Source organism: Arthrobacter sp. zg-Y877 (assembly GCF_030373105.1).
Lineage (GTDB): Bacteria > Actinomycetota > Actinomycetes > Actinomycetales > Micrococcaceae > Arthrobacter_B.
On record NZ_JAUCPU010000002.1, the window covers coordinates 76,841 to 90,516 of the forward strand.

Genomic DNA, 13,676 nt, shown 5'->3' on the forward strand with positions numbered 1-13,676 from the left:
GAAAAACGGCGGCGAAAACACAGCGGGGTCATTGATGTCCTGGCACTTGATAACCCAATGGTAACGAAATCCCTACGGAGCACCCATTCGCGCGTACCCAATGGGTGCCGCTTCCGCATTCCCGCAGCGATGGGAAGGGCTGCGGGGCACCGCCTGCTGGTAGGGTTTCGGTTCGTATCAGGACCGAAGGACGGCAGAGGAGAAACGCGGAATATGAGCGAAAACGAGGACGTGCCTGTCCACGCGCCGCTCCCCGGTCCGGAGGACGGGACGGAAAAGCGCCCCAGGCTGCCCGGATTCCTTTCCACGGCTGCGGACCGGATGCGTTACAGCCTGCGCCACGGCGTCCCGGGTGCCCGCCCAAGGCGGCGCTTTGAATTCCCGCCGGAGAATGTTGCGGATGCGGAAGTCACCGTTGATCCCGAGGTGCGGCTTCCGGATGAACGGCTGAGCATCAGTGGTGCCGGAACCGGCTCGGAGCCCGGAAGCGTGCGCGCGCACCCCATCTACTTCGGCTTTATGCTCGCGGTCGGCGTTGGCCTGGCCCTGCTGCTCTACTTCGTGATCACCAATGTCGGCGAGCTGCTCGTCTGGATCGGCGCCGCACTGTTCATCGCCCTGGGCCTGGACCCGGTGGTGCGCTGGCTGGGCGCGCGGCGGATTCCCCGCCCGGCGGGTATCGCCATCACCGTACTGGTGCTGGCCGGAGTCGTGACGGCGTTCTTTGCGACGCTCATTCCAACCATCGTCAGCCAGACGTCCGAGATCATTGCCAACGCTCCGGGGTACATCAACAAGTTCCTGGCGTCGGACTTCTTCGTCAACATCGACAGCCAGTTCCAGGTGCGCGACCGCATCGAAGACGAAGTTAGCCGCTTTTTCTCGAACAGTGACGCCGTAGGCGGCATCTTCGGCGGAGTCCTTAGCGTGGGCACCGTGATTGCAAACGGCCTCTTCGGCGCCCTGATCATCCTGGTCCTCACCCTCTATTTCCTGGCTTCGCTGCCGTCGATGAAGAAGTGGGGCTACCGGCTGGCGCCGCGCAGCCGGCGGCGCCGGGTGGAGGCCCTGTCCGAGGAAATCACCGGCAGCGTCGGCAACTACGTGATCGGCCAGGGCTTCGTGGCACTGCTCGATGCGACGTATGCGTTCATCGTCATGACCATCACCGGAGTGCCGTTCTCCGTGCTGCTGGCGTTCCTGGTCGCGCTGCTGGCGTTCATCCCGCTGGTCGGCCCGCCCATTGCCCTGGTCCTGGTTTCCCTCGTGGCCCTGACCGAGGGCTGGCAGACGGCGGTGGTGTTCGCCATCCTTTACATGGCCTACCTGCAGTTCGAGGCGTATTTTGTCTCACCGCGCGTGATGCAGCGGGCCGTTGCAGTGCCCGGAGCGGTGGCGGTTATTGCCGTGATCGCCGGCGGCAGCCTGCTCGGGGTACTGGGAGCACTCATCGCCATCCCGACGGCGGCAGCCATCCTGCTGCTGCTGAAGGAAGTCTTCATTGCCCGGCAGGACAGGATCTGACCCGGTCCCGTGCCTGTGGCTGAGGCTGAGGCTGCGGCTACCGCTGCAGCCTCAGTAGCGGCGGCGGGTCCGCCAGCAGTGGCTGTGCCAGTGGCGGCGTCCCTCGACGGCTGCCTGCCGGCCGAGCAGCGAGTCTTCCTGCCATACGACCAGGTGCGCCGTTCCGGGCGGGATCCTCTGCCCGCAGCCGGGGCACCGGTAGTCCTTCGCGGCGTTGACTGCCGTGATTTGCCGCACCGACCATTCGCCGTCGGGACCGGTCTCGCGCCGCGGAATACCGGCACGTGTGCGCTCCAGATCCACCTCGGGCGGGGCTGATGCCCACTTACGACGGGCGTTCCGGCCCGCAGCGCTGCCGGCGGCGGGCACACGGCGGGGACGGTTGGAACGGGGCATAGAAGTCATTTTGCCGTAGTTCAGCCGGTAAAGTGCAACTGTGCGTTTAGTAATAGCCCGATGCTCCGTTGACTACGTCGGCCGCCTCCGTGCCCATCTGCCCCTTGCCGTGAGGCTGCTTATGGTGAAGGCGGACGGTTCCGTCCTGATCCATTCCGACGGCGGATCGTACAAGCCGCTGAACTGGATGAGCCCTCCGGCGACCATGCGGAGCGTGGAACCGGATGAGATTGACGCCGCAGCCGGCGTCACCGAAGTCTGGAATGTCCAGAGCGCCAAGACGGATGACCGTCTGGTGATCAGCATCCATGAGCGGTTCTCCGACGTTTCGCACGACCTCGGCACCGACCCCGGACTGATCAAGGACGGCGTGGAAGCGGACCTGCAGCGCCTGCTCGCCGAACAGATCAACCGGCTCGGCGAAGGCCACACACTGATCCGCCGGGAGTACATGACCGCCATCGGCCCCGTGGACATCCTCGCCCGCGACGCGTCCGGCGCCACGGTCGCGGTGGAACTCAAACGCCGCGGTGACATTGACGGCGTCGAACAGCTGACCCGCTACCTCGAACTGCTCAACCGGGACCCGCTGCTCGCTCCGGTCCGCGGCATCTTCGCCGCGCAGCAGATCAAGCCCCAGGCCCGCGTACTGGCCGAGGACCGCGGCATCACCTGCCTGACGCTCGACTACGACGCGATGCGCGGTGTCGACGACCGCGATTCCCGGCTGTTCTGACGCCCTTTCCCTCAGCTCTCCGGCCTGCTTCGGACGGCACGGCGCACTCGCCGCCGCCGTCGGGCATGCCTAGAATCGGTGCATGAACCCATCGGCACGCCCGCGGGACCGCGGCTATCTCCGGGGCACCCTGCACACTCCGGACGCACTGCTGCCCGACGGCGTCCTCGCCTTTGAAGGGGACCGGATCACCTACGCCGGTCCAGCGGACGGTTTCGACGACGACGGCTGGCCGGCGCCCGTACGGATACCCGAGGGTTCGCTCATCCTTCCCGGGCTCGTGGACCTGCATTGCCACGGAGCGGTAGGCAGCGACTTCACCACCTCCGATGCCGACGGAGTACGGCAGGCAGTGGCCTTCCTGCACTCGTCCGGAACCACCACCCTGCTGGCAAGCACGATGTCGGTGCCGCGCCCGGAACTGCTGGCGGCCGCCGCCAGGCTCGGAGCCCTGGCCAGGGAGGGGCTTATTGCCGGCATCCATGCCGAGGGACCGTTTCTCTCGCCGGAGCACTGCGGCGCACAGGACCCGGCATCCCTCCTTGCCCCGGATCCGGACTTCGTAGACGAACTCCTTGATGCCTCGGACAGCGAACTGGTCACCATGACCTATGCCCCTGAGCTGCCCGGAGCCGACGATCTGGTGGACCGTCTCATCCTCCACGGGGTCACCCCTTCAATGGGCCATACGGGGGCCTCTGACGCCGTCGCTGCCGCTTCCCTGTTATCCGCCCAGGAGGAAATGGAGGAGGCCGGCTTCGGCGGCTACGCTGCCCGCCCCACGGTGACGCATTTATTCAACGGCATGGCCCCGATGCACCACCGCTCCCCCGGCCCCGTCCCGGCGGGCCTGCGGGCCGCGCGCAGCGGGGCGGCGGTGGTGGAACTGATTGCGGACGGCGTGCATGTGGATCCTGCGGTCATCCGGACCGTCTTCGAGCTGGTGGGGGCACCAAACGTGGCGCTGGTCAGCGATTCCATGGCGGCCACCGGGCTGGGCGACGGCAGCTACCGGCTGGGATCCGCCGATGTCCTGGTCGGCGACGGAACGGCCCGCCTCAGCGATGGAGCACTGGCCGGCGGAACCGCCACGCTGCTGCAGTGCGTACGCACCGCCGTCGCATCAGGGGTTCCCCTGGCTGATGCGGTGACGGCAGCCGCCGAGGTGCCGGCGGACGTCCTCCGCCTGGCCGATGAAGTAGGTGCCCTTCGCCGCGGGCTGCGGGCCGACGCCCTTGTGGTGTCGCCGGACCTGCAGCTGCATGCCGTCCTGCGCTGCGGGACGTTCCTGCCGCTCCCCGAAAACACCTAGCGGACAACACCTAGGGGAAAACGCTCCGGAAAAGTTTTTCGTATTCCGGCATTGACCAAACATTTCGGTTATGCGACTCTATTACCAAGTCTTTGTGCAGGTGTTTTTTCATGCTCGCAAGACCGTTGCGAGTGAGAAGCTCCTCAAGGAACTGCTGAACGGCAAGAACTTGGGCTTTCTTGCTTCAGTAACATGGCCGGCACGGACTGTGCAGGTAAGTTCCACATAATGAGGAGAAACAATGGCTCAGGGTACCGTCAAATGGTTTAACGCCGAAAAGGGCTTCGGCTTCATCACTCCGGACGACTCCGACGGCGACGTCTTCGTCCACTACTCCGAAATCCAGACCAACGGATTCAAGACCCTCGACGAAAACCAGCGCGTTTCCTTCGAGATCGGCCAGGGCGCCAAGGGCCCCCAGGCCACCGGCGTCACCGCCCTCTAAGGTCCCGAAGTTCCTTTCCTAACGGAAAAAGTGGAAAGCCCCCGGCACATGCCGGGGGCTTTCCTCTTTTCAGGTTATTCGCTTCCGCGCAGGTCCCGCTGTTTTAGCAGTTCGGCAGAATTTTCCGGTTTCCCGTGGTGAGCGGTTCCCCGGCGTTTCCCCAATTGCTGCATCTATGCCCGGCGGCGGACCACGTTGGCGCCGAGACCCCTCAGATTTTCCATGAACCGTTCATAGCCCCGGTCGATGTGGTCCACACCTCGCACCTCGGTGGTTCCATCGGCAGCGAGCCCGGCAATGACCAGGGCGGCCCCGGCACGGATGTCATTGGCAACCACCGGCGCACCGGAAAGCAGCTGGACGCCCTGGATCAAGGCATGGTGCCCGTCGAGCCGGACCACCGCTCCCAGGCGGGCCAGCTCGGAGGTGAAGCCCCAGCGCGCCTCGAACACATTCTCCGTGACCATTCCCGACCCTGCGGAGACCGCGTTGAGGGCAACCACGAAGGGCTGCAGATCAGTGGGGAATCCCGGGTACGGCAGCGTGGAGACATTGATCGGTTCCGGACGCTGCGGTCCCTTGACCGTAAAGCTGTCCTCCCCCGTGCTGATTTCACAGCCTGCCTGGACGAGCTTGTCCAGCACCACAGTCAGCGCGGAGGCATCAGCGGAGCGCACCTCGATTTCGCCGCCGGTGATCGCTGCCGCGAAGGCCCACGTGCCGGCAACAATCCGGTCCGGCACCACGCGGTGCTCCACGGGATGCAGCTCCGGCACACCCTCGATCACCAGCGTGCTGGTTCCCATGCCGCTGATTTTGGCTCCCATGCCGTTCAGCATCCGGGCAATGTCGGTGATCTCGGGTTCCCGCGCGGCATTGTCGATGACGGTGCGGCCCCGGGCCAGCGTGGCAGCCATCATGAGGTTTTCCGTGGCCCCCACGGAAGGGAAGTCAAGGATATGTTCGGCCCCGTACAGCCCCTCGGGGACCGAGGCGACCAGGTAACCGTGGTCAATGCCGATTTCCGCCCCCATCAGCTCCAGGCCGGCCCGGTGCATGTCCAGACCCCGCGACCCGATCGCGTCGCCGCCGGGCAGCGCAACCTCGGCGCGGCGGCACCGTGCCACCAGCGGCCCCAGCACCGAGATCGAGGCCCGCATGGCACGGACCAGGTCATAGTCCGCCTGGTGCCCCGGCTCCTGCGGAACGTCCACGGAAACCGACGCGGCGTCGACGTCGTAATCCACCGTGCAGCCCAGCCGGCGCAGCAGCTCAGCCATGATCCATACGTCCTGGATATTGGGCACATTCGTGATGACCGACCGCCCCCGGGCCAGCAGCGTCGCCGCCATAAGCTTCAGGACGCTGTTCTTGGCCCCCGGGACAGTGACGGCGCCGTTCAGGGTGGACGGGCCGGTAACAACAATGACGTCTTCCATTACTCCATAGTAGGCGGACGCAGCAGCTGGCCCCGGGCGGCCAGGCCCGCGCGGGAAGCAAAAAGCGGGCAGCAAAAAAGGCACAGGGAAGAATCCCTGTGCCTTTCAGCCGGCGGTGGAGAACGTGTCCCTAGCGCCAGGTGCCGATGCCGATGACCGGACCGGCCTCAACCCACGAGGACAGGCCGGTGTAGGTCTCGTACTTCATGGCGACCAGCACTTCGCTGCCCTGATAGTTCAGGCGGACGACGACGGCGCCGGGCTGGATGCGGGCCCGTTCCGCTTCAGTGGGTTCCCGCCACCCGGCCATTTCCAGTGAACTGCGCAGGAAACGGTACGGCGGACGGGGACTGAGCGAGACAAGGCGCAGCCACTCCAGGTGCGTGTCCGTATAACGGCAAACCCCCATCCGCCATCCCGCAGGGGGAAGGCAGATGGAGGCGTCGAAGGTGCCCAGGGCGCGCCGCAGCTGGCTGCGGCGCACCCCGAAAAGCACTACTGCAAGGACCAGCAGCCCAAAGAGGGCTGCCAGCGTAATGAACACATAGGAGCTGTCCATCGGAAGGGGTCAGCGGGTCCCGGCGGTTGCTTCGCTGGTCACCTTGGCATTGTCGGCCACGATGACCACGCGGTTGTTGTCGACGGAGAAGAATCCACCGTCAACGCTTACCTCAATGCGGGAACCGGACACCGGTTCGATGGCCAGTCCGCCCTCTGCCAGGATGGCCAGCACCGGCGAGTGGCCGGGAAGGATCCCGATCTCGCCGTCGGTGGTGCGGGCCTTGACCATCTTTGCCGCTCCCGACCACACGAAGTGGTCGGCAGCAACAATCTCAACTTCGAGTTCAGCAGTGTCCGCCATGGGGCTCACTTCCCGGTCTGCTCTTGGATCTTCGCCCACTGACGCTCAACGTCATCCATGCCGCCGACGTTGAAGAACGCCTGCTCGGCAATGTGGTCAACGTCGCCGTCGCAGATGGCCCGGAAGCCTTCGATGGTGTCCTTGATGGAAACCGTCGAACCCTCAACACCGGTGAACTGCTTGGCGGTGTAGGTGTTCTGGGACAGGAACTGCTGGATACGGCGTGCACGCGACACGACGATCTTGTCCTCTTCGCCGAGCTCGTCAATGCCGAGGATGGCGATGATGTCCTGCAGTTCCTTGTTCTTCTGGAGGATCTGCTTGACGCGGATGGCCGTGTCGTAGTGCGCCTGGCCGACGTACTGCGGGTCGAGGATTCGCGACGTTGAGGTCAGCGGATCCACGGCCGGGTACAGGCCACGGGAAGCGATTTCACGGGAAAGTTCCGTGGTCGCGTCCAGGTGGGCGAACGTGGTGGCCGGGGCCGGGTCGGTGTAGTCATCTGCAGGCACGTAAATGGCCTGCATAGACGTGATCGAGTGGCCCTTGGTGGACGTGATGCGCTCCTGCAGCAGACCCATCTCGTCAGCCAGGTTCGGCTGGTAGCCCACAGCGGAAGGCATGCGGCCGAGAAGGGTGGAAACCTCGGAGCCTGCCTGCGTGAAGCGGAAGATGTTGTCAATGAAGAGCAGCACGTCCTGGTTCTGCACATCGCGGAAGTATTCCGCCATGGTCAGAGCCGACAGTGCCACGCGGAGGCGCGTTCCCGGCGGCTCATCCATCTGGCCGAACACAAGGGCGGTGTCCTTCAGGACGTTCGCCTCTTCCATTTCAACCCAGAGGTCATTACCTTCACGGGTACGCTCGCCGACACCGGCGAATACCGAAGTACCGCCGAAGTTGCGGGCAACACGGGTGATCATTTCCTGGATCAGCACGGTCTTGCCGACGCCGGCACCGCCGAACAGTCCGATCTTTCCACCCTTGATGTACGGGGTGAGAAGGTCGATCACCTTGATGCCGGTTTCCAGCATCTCGGTGGAACCCTCAAGGTCGGCGAAGTTCGGAGCCGAACGGTGGATCGGCCAGCGCTCGGTGATCTCGAGCTTGTCTTCGGTGACGTCAAGGGGCTCGCCCAGGACGTTGAAGATGTGGCCCTTGACGCCGTCACCTACGGGGACGGAGATCGGAGCACCGGTATCGAACACGGCAGCGCCGCGGACCAGGCCGTCGGTGGCCTGCAGGGAAATGGCACGGACGAGGTTGTCACCCAGGTGCTGGGAGGTCTCGAAGGTGATGGTGCGGGTCTGGCCGTCGAGCGTCAGCTCGGTGGTCAGTGCGTTGTAGATGGTGGGAATTGCGTCAGCCGGGAATTCGACGTCGACAACCGGGCCGATGACACGGGCAATACGGCCGGTGGCACCCGAGGCTACGGAATCAGTTCCGTGCTCGACAGTTTGGGCAGTCATCTCTCTCACTTCACTCAGTTAGATGGCGTGTGGACTAAGTTTTTTATGCGTTGGAACTTCTCTTCGACTGGAACCGGTCAGGAGGCGCTGAGCGCGTCCGCACCGGCTACGATCTCGGAAAGTTCCTGGGTGATTTCGGCCTGACGGGCGTTGTTGCGCAGGCGCGTGTACTTCTTGATCAGGTCCGTAGCGTTGTCCCCTGCGGACTTCATGGCGCGCTGGCGGGCAGCAAGCTCGGAAGCGGCGGCCTGGAGCATGGCTGCAAAGATGCGCGACTCGATGTAGCGCGGCAGCAGTGCGTCCAGGACCTTTTCCGGTTCGGGCTCGTATTCGTAGAGAGGCAGGAACTCAGCCGTCGACTGGGCTTCTTCCTCCACTACTTCCAGCGGCAGCAGTCGGATGACCGCAGGTTCCTGAATAACCATGGACTTGAAGCGCGTGTACACGATGTGGATTTCATCCACACCGCCGTCTTCGTAGGCCGTGTTGAAGTCATCGAGGAGTGCCTTGCCGATTTCACGGGCTGTTTCGAACTCAGGTGCATCGGTACCACCGGTCCATACCCGTTCTACTGAACGGTTACGGAACTCGTAGTACGCCTGCGCCTTTCGTCCAACAAGGTAGGTCTTTACTTCCTTGCCCTCGTCACGGAGCAATTCGTTAAGTGCTTCGCCCTGCTTGAGGACACCGGCGGAGTACGATCCGGCGAGACCGCGGTCGGAAGTCATGATGACCACGGCTGCGCGCCGGATCTGCTCCGGTTCGGTGGTCAGCGGATGATCGATCTCCGTCTGGGATGCCACAGCAGAAACGGCACGGGTGATCGCATTGGAATACGGCAGCGACGCAGCCACACGGGTGCGCGCCTTTCCAATGCGAGAGGCAGCAATCAGCTCCATCGCCTTGAAGATCTTCTGCATCGACGTGGTCGACGCGATCTTCTGGCGGTAGACCCGAATTTGGGCTCCCATACTCTTCCTTTCAGTTCCCGGCGTTAGTACCGGGGGCTAAGGCAATGGCCAAGGGTTCCGCTGCCGGGCACATGGCCCGGCAGCGGAACTCAAAACCGCTAGCGCTTCTGCTTGACGATCTTTTCCTGGTCTACGGCGTCCTCGTCCAAGGCCGAGGTGGCTTCGTTTCCGGCGGCGACCATGCGGTCGTCACCTTCACCGAAGAAACCCTGCTTGAACTTGGTGATGAGGCTCTTCATCTCATCAACCGTGGAATCCTCGAGCTTGTTCGTCTCGGCCAGGACGGTCATGACGGACGAGGAGTGGCGTACGTGCTCCAGGAACTCGGACTCGAAGCGGCGGACGTCCTCAACGGGAACGTCATCGAGGAAGCCGTTGGTGCCCATCCAGATGGAGACAACCTGGTCTTCCACCGGGTACGGCGCGTACTGGCCCTGCTTGAGCAGTTCCATCAGGCGTGCACCGCGGGTCAGCTGCTGACGCGAAGCGGCATCCAGGTCCGAGGCAAACATGGCGAAGGCCTGCATGTCGCGGTACTGGGCCAGTTCCAGCTTCAACGTACCGGAGACCTTCTTCATGGCCTTCTGCTGTGCAGCACCACCGACGCGCGAGACGGAAATACCGACGTCGACGGCGGGGCGCTGGTTGGCGTTGAAGAGGTCCGACTGGAGGAAGATCTGACCGTCGGTGATGGAGATGACGTTGGTCGGGATGTAGGCCGACACGTCATTTGCCTTGGTTTCGATGATCGGCAGGCCGGTCATCGAGCCGGCACCGAGCTCGTCGGAGAGCTTGGCGCAACGCTCCAGCAGGCGGGAGTGCAAGTAGAAAACGTCGCCCGGGTAGGCTTCGCGTCCCGGCGGGCGGCGCAGCAGCAGCGACACGGCGCGGTAGGCTTCAGCCTGCTTCGACAGATCATCAAAGATGATCAGGACGTGCTTGCCGCCGTACATCCAGTGCTGGCCAATGGCCGAGCCGGCGTACGGTGCCAGGTACTTGAAGCCGGCGGGGTCGGATGCCGGGGAGGCCACGATCGTGGTGTACTCCATGGCGCCCTTGTCTTCCAGCGTGCGCTTGATTTCAGCGATCGTGGAAGCCTTCTGGCCGATGGCTACGTAGATGCAGCGAACCTGCTTCTGGACGTCACCGGACTCCCAGTTGGCCTTCTGGTTCAGGATGGTGTCAACGGCAATGGCGGTCTTACCCGTCTTGCGGTCACCAATGATCAGCTGGCGCTGGCCGCGGCCGATCGGGATCATGGCGTCAATTGCCTTGAGGCCGGTCTGAAGCGGCTCGTGGACCGACTTGCGCATGGTCACGCCCGGCGCCTGGAGTTCCAGTGCACGGCGTGCCTCAGCGGCGATCGGGCCCAGGTCATCCATCGGCTCGCCCAGCGGGTCGACAACGCGGCCCAGGAAGGCATCGCCTACGGGTACGGACAGGACTTCACCGGTGCGGTGTACTTCCTGGCCTTCTTCAATACCGGCGAAATCGCCAAGTACAACGACACCGATTTCACGGGTGTCAAGGTTCTGGGCGAGGCCCAGCGTGCCGTCCTCAAACCGAAGCAGCTCATTCGCCATAACGGAGGGCAGGCCCTCCACACGGGCAATGCCGTCGCTGGCGGTTGTTACGCGGCCAACTTCAACGCGCTCTGCGTTTCCGGGTTCGTAGGACGCCGCGAATTCATTCAACGCATTACGGACGTCGTCGGCGTTGATGGTCAATTCGGCCATCTGCAGTCCCTGCTCTCCTATGTTGTGATCATCATGTACAACCGATGACCGTGATTGGTTCTTCAATGTTCTGAAGGCCCGTGAAGGCCAACGAGGTGGCTAGACAGCGAGCTTGCGGCGAAGTTCGGTCAGGCGCGTGGTCACGGTGGAGTCAACTACTTCATCCCCCACTGTGACACGGATGCCGCCGAGTATTGCCGGGTCCACATTGACGTTGATCTTCAGCTCGCGGCCATACAGTCCGTTAAGGGAAGACTGCAGACGCTTCAGCTGTTCCTGCGTCAGCGGACGGCTGGACTGCACTTCTGCAATCCACCGCTGCTGGCGGCCGGCTACCAGTTCCATGAAACGGGCCACCAGTGCTGCGGGACGCAGACCGCGCGGGGCAGTAACTGCCTGCGTGATCAGCACCTTTGCTTCGGCGCCCATGCCCGGTACCAGCTTCTGCGCCAGTACGGACTTGGCGGAAGCGGATGCCTGCGGTTCCTGCAGGGCACGCTGTACCTCGTGGTTGGCTGCAACGGCCTGGTTGAAGCGGAACAAATCGCTTTCCAGTGCTTCAAGGCCGGCCAGGCCGGGGCCCTTGTTTTCCGCGACAGCGGAAACAACCGTTGCACCCAGGGTTTCCAGGGCATCGCCGATGTCACGGCCTGTGCGCCACCGGGACTCCACCAGAGAAGCAACCAGCTGCTCGGCATCGGCCGAAACCTTGCCGCCGACCAGCTTGGAGACCAGGGCTGCCTTGGCAGAGGCTTCACGAGCCGGATCCGTCAGGGCACGCAGCAGGCCAGCGTCGCTGTCCAGCAGACCCAGAATTCCAAAGAGTTCCTCGGCCAGGGACAGGGTCGCGTTGGGAAGCTTTGCTTCCAGCTTCTCCTGCGCCGCGGCCAGTGACTCGCTCGATATACCTGCCATTACTTGACCGCACCTGCGTTCTGGGATTCCAGGTCGTCAAGGAAACGGTCGACCACACGGCCGGCACGCGCATCGTCTGCGAGGGACTCGCCGACGATCTTGCTGGCCAGTTCGGTGGCGAGGGTTCCCACTTCGCTGCGGAGGGAAACGACAGCTGCCTGGCGCTCCGCTTCGATGGCGACGTGGGACTGTTCCATGATGCGGGCGGATTCGGCGCCTGCCTTGGCCTTCAGGTCAGCAAGGATCTGGGCGCCTTCGGCGCGTGCTTCCTCACGGATCTTGTTGGCCTCGGTGCGGGCGTCGATGAGCTGCTGCTTGTATTCATCCAGGGCGGCGCTGGCTTCAGCCTGTGCGGCTTCGGCCTTCTTGAGTCCGCCTTCGATGGCCTCGGTGCGCTCCGCATACGTCTTCTCGAACATCGGGACGACGAACTTGACGACGATGTACATCAGCACGGCGAAGCCAAGCAGTGTTACGAGGATCTCCCAGATGTTCGGGACCAGTGGATTCGCGCCTTCTTCGGCGGCGAGGATTAGTGCCTCGTTCATTTCAATCCGTCCTATCTACTTGGTTGGAAAATACGCGCTGACGTTAGAGAACGAACGCGAAAACCAGACCAAGGATAGCCAGTGCTTCGGTCAGGGCCAGGCCCAGGAAGGCGATGGGCTGCAGGACGCGCTGGGCTTCCGGCTGGCGGGCAACGCCGTTGATGTAGGCCGCGAAGACCAGGCCCACGCCGATGGCGCCGCCGATGGCGGACAGGCCGTAACCGACGAGGTTGATGTTGCCGTTGATTTCACCAATCATTATGGCTTTGTTCCTTTCAAGATGCCCGAGGGCAGGTTGTATGGTTCAGGGGGTTCCCCGGAGAGGGGAGGTTTAGTGTTCCTCGGCCAGGGAGCCTTGGATGTAGATCGCGGTCAGCAGGGTAAAGACATAGGCCTGCAGGACCTGGATCAAAACTTCGAACAGGAACATGGCGACGCCGCCTGCCAGGGTCAGCAGACCCAGCGGCTTCAACAGTCCTTCAGCCTCGAGCAGCAGGAACGAGGTTCCGGCACCCGCCAGCATGATGATCAGGTGGCCCGACAGCATGGTTGCGAAGAGTCGCAGGCTGTGCGTGATCGGGCGGACCAGGAAGGTGGAGATGATTTCGATCAGCACCACGAGCGGCAGGATGGCCATCGGCACACCCGACGGAACGGTGGCGAACTTGAAGTAGGCCAGTCCGTGCTTCCTGATACCAACGATGATCCACGTGAAGTAGACAATCGCTGCCAGCGCGTAGGCCGTTCCCACATGTGAGGTGGTCGGCAGCTGGGCCAGCGGGATGGTGCCCCACAGGTTGTTGATCAGGATGAAGAAGAACAGTGCGAACAGCAGCGGGGTAAAGGACTTGAAATCCTTTTCACCGATGATGTCCCGGCCGATCGAGTTACGGACGAAGTTGTAGCTCCATTCACCCAGGAACTGCAGCCGGCCCGGAACCATCTGGCCCTTGCGGGCTGCGGCTACGAAGAACCAGCCGATGAGGATGACGGAGAGAAGGATGAGCAGCATCTGCTTTCCAAATCCTTCACCACTTTCGGCGCCCCAGGGAAGGATCTCAGGGAGGTGCATATCTTCGAGGGTGGGTGGAACAAATCCCTCTTCATTGGAGGCGGGAAGCGCAAGCGCGATCAACGCGTTTCCTCTCTGCTGTGTCCATCGTTGGGCATATCATTGGCGGGCACACAAGAAGTGCGCCCGTTATTTCGTTTTTGTGAAATCAATTCGATTTATCCGTATCCGGCTGTTTTCCGCCCGTGATGGGTCGGTCTGCACCCGTGGCCCGCCTGTGTGCGAAGGCCACATAGTAGCCACTGACCGCA

General features: G+C 63.2%; 15 protein-coding genes. 4 read left to right on the forward strand and 11 right to left on the reverse strand.

What is annotated here, in order from left to right:
• Positions 1-213 precede the first annotated feature (213 nt).
• Positions 214-1,524 (forward strand): AI-2E family transporter, encoded by a 1,311-nt coding sequence (locus tag QNO03_RS04490; protein ID WP_502874542.1) that lies wholly within the window; start codon positions 214-216, stop codon positions 1,522-1,524.
• Between the two features lie 51 nt (positions 1,525-1,575).
• Here the strand turns inward: QNO03_RS04490 and QNO03_RS04495 are convergent, their stop codons facing one another.
• Positions 1,576-1,920 carry an Rv1322 family protein gene (locus QNO03_RS04495; RefSeq protein ID WP_229950708.1) on the reverse strand — a complete coding sequence of 115 codons (345 nt, stop codon included), beginning with the start codon at positions 1,918-1,920 and terminating at the stop codon, positions 1,576-1,578.
• Between the two features lie 40 nt (positions 1,921-1,960).
• Between QNO03_RS04495 and nucS the strand changes: the two genes are divergently transcribed.
• The 3 genes from nucS to QNO03_RS04510 all read left to right on the forward strand — a co-directional run bounded on the left by nucS (position 1,961) and on the right by QNO03_RS04510 (position 4,413).
• Positions 1,961-2,656: an endonuclease NucS gene (nucS, locus tag QNO03_RS04500; RefSeq protein ID WP_229950706.1), complete on the forward strand. Its 696-nt coding sequence runs from the start codon at positions 1,961-1,963 to the stop codon at positions 2,654-2,656.
• 82 nt (positions 2,657-2,738) lie between these two features.
• On the forward strand, positions 2,739-3,968 hold the full coding sequence (locus QNO03_RS04505) for an N-acetylglucosamine-6-phosphate deacetylase (RefSeq protein WP_289602136.1): 1,230 nt from the start codon (positions 2,739-2,741) through the stop codon (positions 3,966-3,968).
• Between the two features lie 241 nt (positions 3,969-4,209).
• On the forward strand, positions 4,210-4,413 hold the full coding sequence (locus QNO03_RS04510; protein ID WP_146361532.1) for a cold-shock protein: 204 nt from the start codon (positions 4,210-4,212) through the stop codon (positions 4,411-4,413).
• A 173-nt stretch (positions 4,414-4,586) separates the two neighbouring features.
• Here the strand turns inward: QNO03_RS04510 and murA are convergent, their stop codons facing one another.
• From murA to atpB, 10 genes are all read right to left on the reverse strand, one after another.
• Positions 4,587-5,852, reverse strand: a complete 1,266-nt coding sequence (gene murA / locus QNO03_RS04515) for a UDP-N-acetylglucosamine 1-carboxyvinyltransferase (RefSeq protein WP_289602139.1) — start codon at positions 5,850-5,852, stop codon at positions 4,587-4,589.
• Between the two features lie 130 nt (positions 5,853-5,982).
• A complete protein-coding gene (locus tag QNO03_RS04520) occupies positions 5,983-6,411 on the reverse strand; it encodes a DUF2550 domain-containing protein (RefSeq protein WP_289602141.1) in 429 nt (142 codons plus the stop codon).
• A gap of 9 nt (positions 6,412-6,420) precedes the next feature.
• Complete coding sequence (locus tag QNO03_RS04525) at positions 6,421-6,714, reverse strand: F0F1 ATP synthase subunit epsilon (RefSeq protein WP_289602143.1); 294 nt, start codon at positions 6,712-6,714, stop codon at positions 6,421-6,423.
• 5 nt (positions 6,715-6,719) lie between these two features.
• Positions 6,720-8,183 carry a F0F1 ATP synthase subunit beta gene (gene atpD, locus QNO03_RS04530; RefSeq protein WP_289602145.1) on the reverse strand — a complete coding sequence of 488 codons (1,464 nt, stop codon included), beginning with the start codon at positions 8,181-8,183 and terminating at the stop codon, positions 6,720-6,722.
• Positions 8,184-8,260: 77 nt separating this feature from the next.
• The gene (locus tag QNO03_RS04535) at positions 8,261-9,154 is read right to left on the reverse strand and encodes a F0F1 ATP synthase subunit gamma (protein WP_289602147.1); all 894 of its coding nucleotides are present in this window, start codon (positions 9,152-9,154) and stop codon (positions 8,261-8,263) included.
• Positions 9,155-9,252: 98 nt separating this feature from the next.
• Positions 9,253-10,890 carry a F0F1 ATP synthase subunit alpha gene (gene atpA, locus QNO03_RS04540; protein ID WP_289602148.1) on the reverse strand — a complete coding sequence of 546 codons (1,638 nt, stop codon included), beginning with the start codon at positions 10,888-10,890 and terminating at the stop codon, positions 9,253-9,255.
• A gap of 99 nt (positions 10,891-10,989) precedes the next feature.
• Positions 10,990-11,805, reverse strand: a complete 816-nt coding sequence (locus QNO03_RS04545; protein WP_289602149.1) for a F0F1 ATP synthase subunit delta — start codon at positions 11,803-11,805, stop codon at positions 10,990-10,992.
• Positions 11,805-12,353, reverse strand: coding sequence for a F0F1 ATP synthase subunit B (locus QNO03_RS04550; RefSeq protein WP_229950686.1), 549 nt, complete (start codon positions 12,351-12,353; stop codon positions 11,805-11,807). Before QNO03_RS04550 ends, QNO03_RS04545 begins: the two co-directional genes overlap by 1 nt.
• 43 nt (positions 12,354-12,396) lie before the next feature.
• Positions 12,397-12,612, reverse strand: a complete 216-nt coding sequence (gene atpE / locus QNO03_RS04555; RefSeq protein ID WP_191807777.1) for an ATP synthase F0 subunit C — start codon at positions 12,610-12,612, stop codon at positions 12,397-12,399.
• 72 nt (positions 12,613-12,684) lie between these two features.
• Positions 12,685-13,488 (reverse strand): F0F1 ATP synthase subunit A, encoded by an 804-nt coding sequence (gene atpB, locus QNO03_RS04560; protein WP_289602162.1) that lies wholly within the window; start codon positions 13,486-13,488, stop codon positions 12,685-12,687.
• Between the last annotated feature and the right edge of the window lie 188 nt (positions 13,489-13,676).

Coding starts and splice junctions, on each gene's coding strand:
- QNO03_RS04495 (WP_229950708.1), bottom strand. CDS start 1,920: ATGCCCCGTTCCAACCGTCCCCGCCGTGTGCCCGCCGCCGGCAGCGCT.
- atpA (WP_289602148.1), bottom strand. CDS start 10,890: ATGGCCGAATTGACCATCAACGCCGACGACGTCCGTAATGCGTTGAAT.
- atpE (WP_191807777.1), bottom strand. CDS start 12,612: ATGATTGGTGAAATCAACGGCAACATCAACCTCGTCGGTTACGGCCTG.
- QNO03_RS04525 (WP_289602143.1), bottom strand. CDS start 6,714: ATGGCGGACACTGCTGAACTCGAAGTTGAGATTGTTGCTGCCGACCAC.
- QNO03_RS04535 (WP_289602147.1), bottom strand. CDS start 9,154: ATGGGAGCCCAAATTCGGGTCTACCGCCAGAAGATCGCGTCGACCACG.
- QNO03_RS04510 (WP_146361532.1), top strand. CDS start 4,210: ATGGCTCAGGGTACCGTCAAATGGTTTAACGCCGAAAAGGGCTTCGGC.
- murA (WP_289602139.1), bottom strand. CDS start 5,852: ATGGAAGACGTCATTGTTGTTACCGGCCCGTCCACCCTGAACGGCGCC.
- QNO03_RS04550 (WP_229950686.1), bottom strand. CDS start 12,353: ATGAACGAGGCACTAATCCTCGCCGCCGAAGAAGGCGCGAATCCACTG.
- atpD (WP_289602145.1), bottom strand. CDS start 8,183: ATGACTGCCCAAACTGTCGAGCACGGAACTGATTCCGTAGCCTCGGGT.
- QNO03_RS04545 (WP_289602149.1), bottom strand. CDS start 11,805: ATGGCAGGTATATCGAGCGAGTCACTGGCCGCGGCGCAGGAGAAGCTG.
- QNO03_RS04520 (WP_289602141.1), bottom strand. CDS start 6,411: ATGGACAGCTCCTATGTGTTCATTACGCTGGCAGCCCTCTTTGGGCTG.
- QNO03_RS04490 (WP_502874542.1), top strand. CDS start 214: ATGAGCGAAAACGAGGACGTGCCTGTCCACGCGCCGCTCCCCGGTCCG.
- QNO03_RS04505 (WP_289602136.1), top strand. CDS start 2,739: ATGAACCCATCGGCACGCCCGCGGGACCGCGGCTATCTCCGGGGCACC.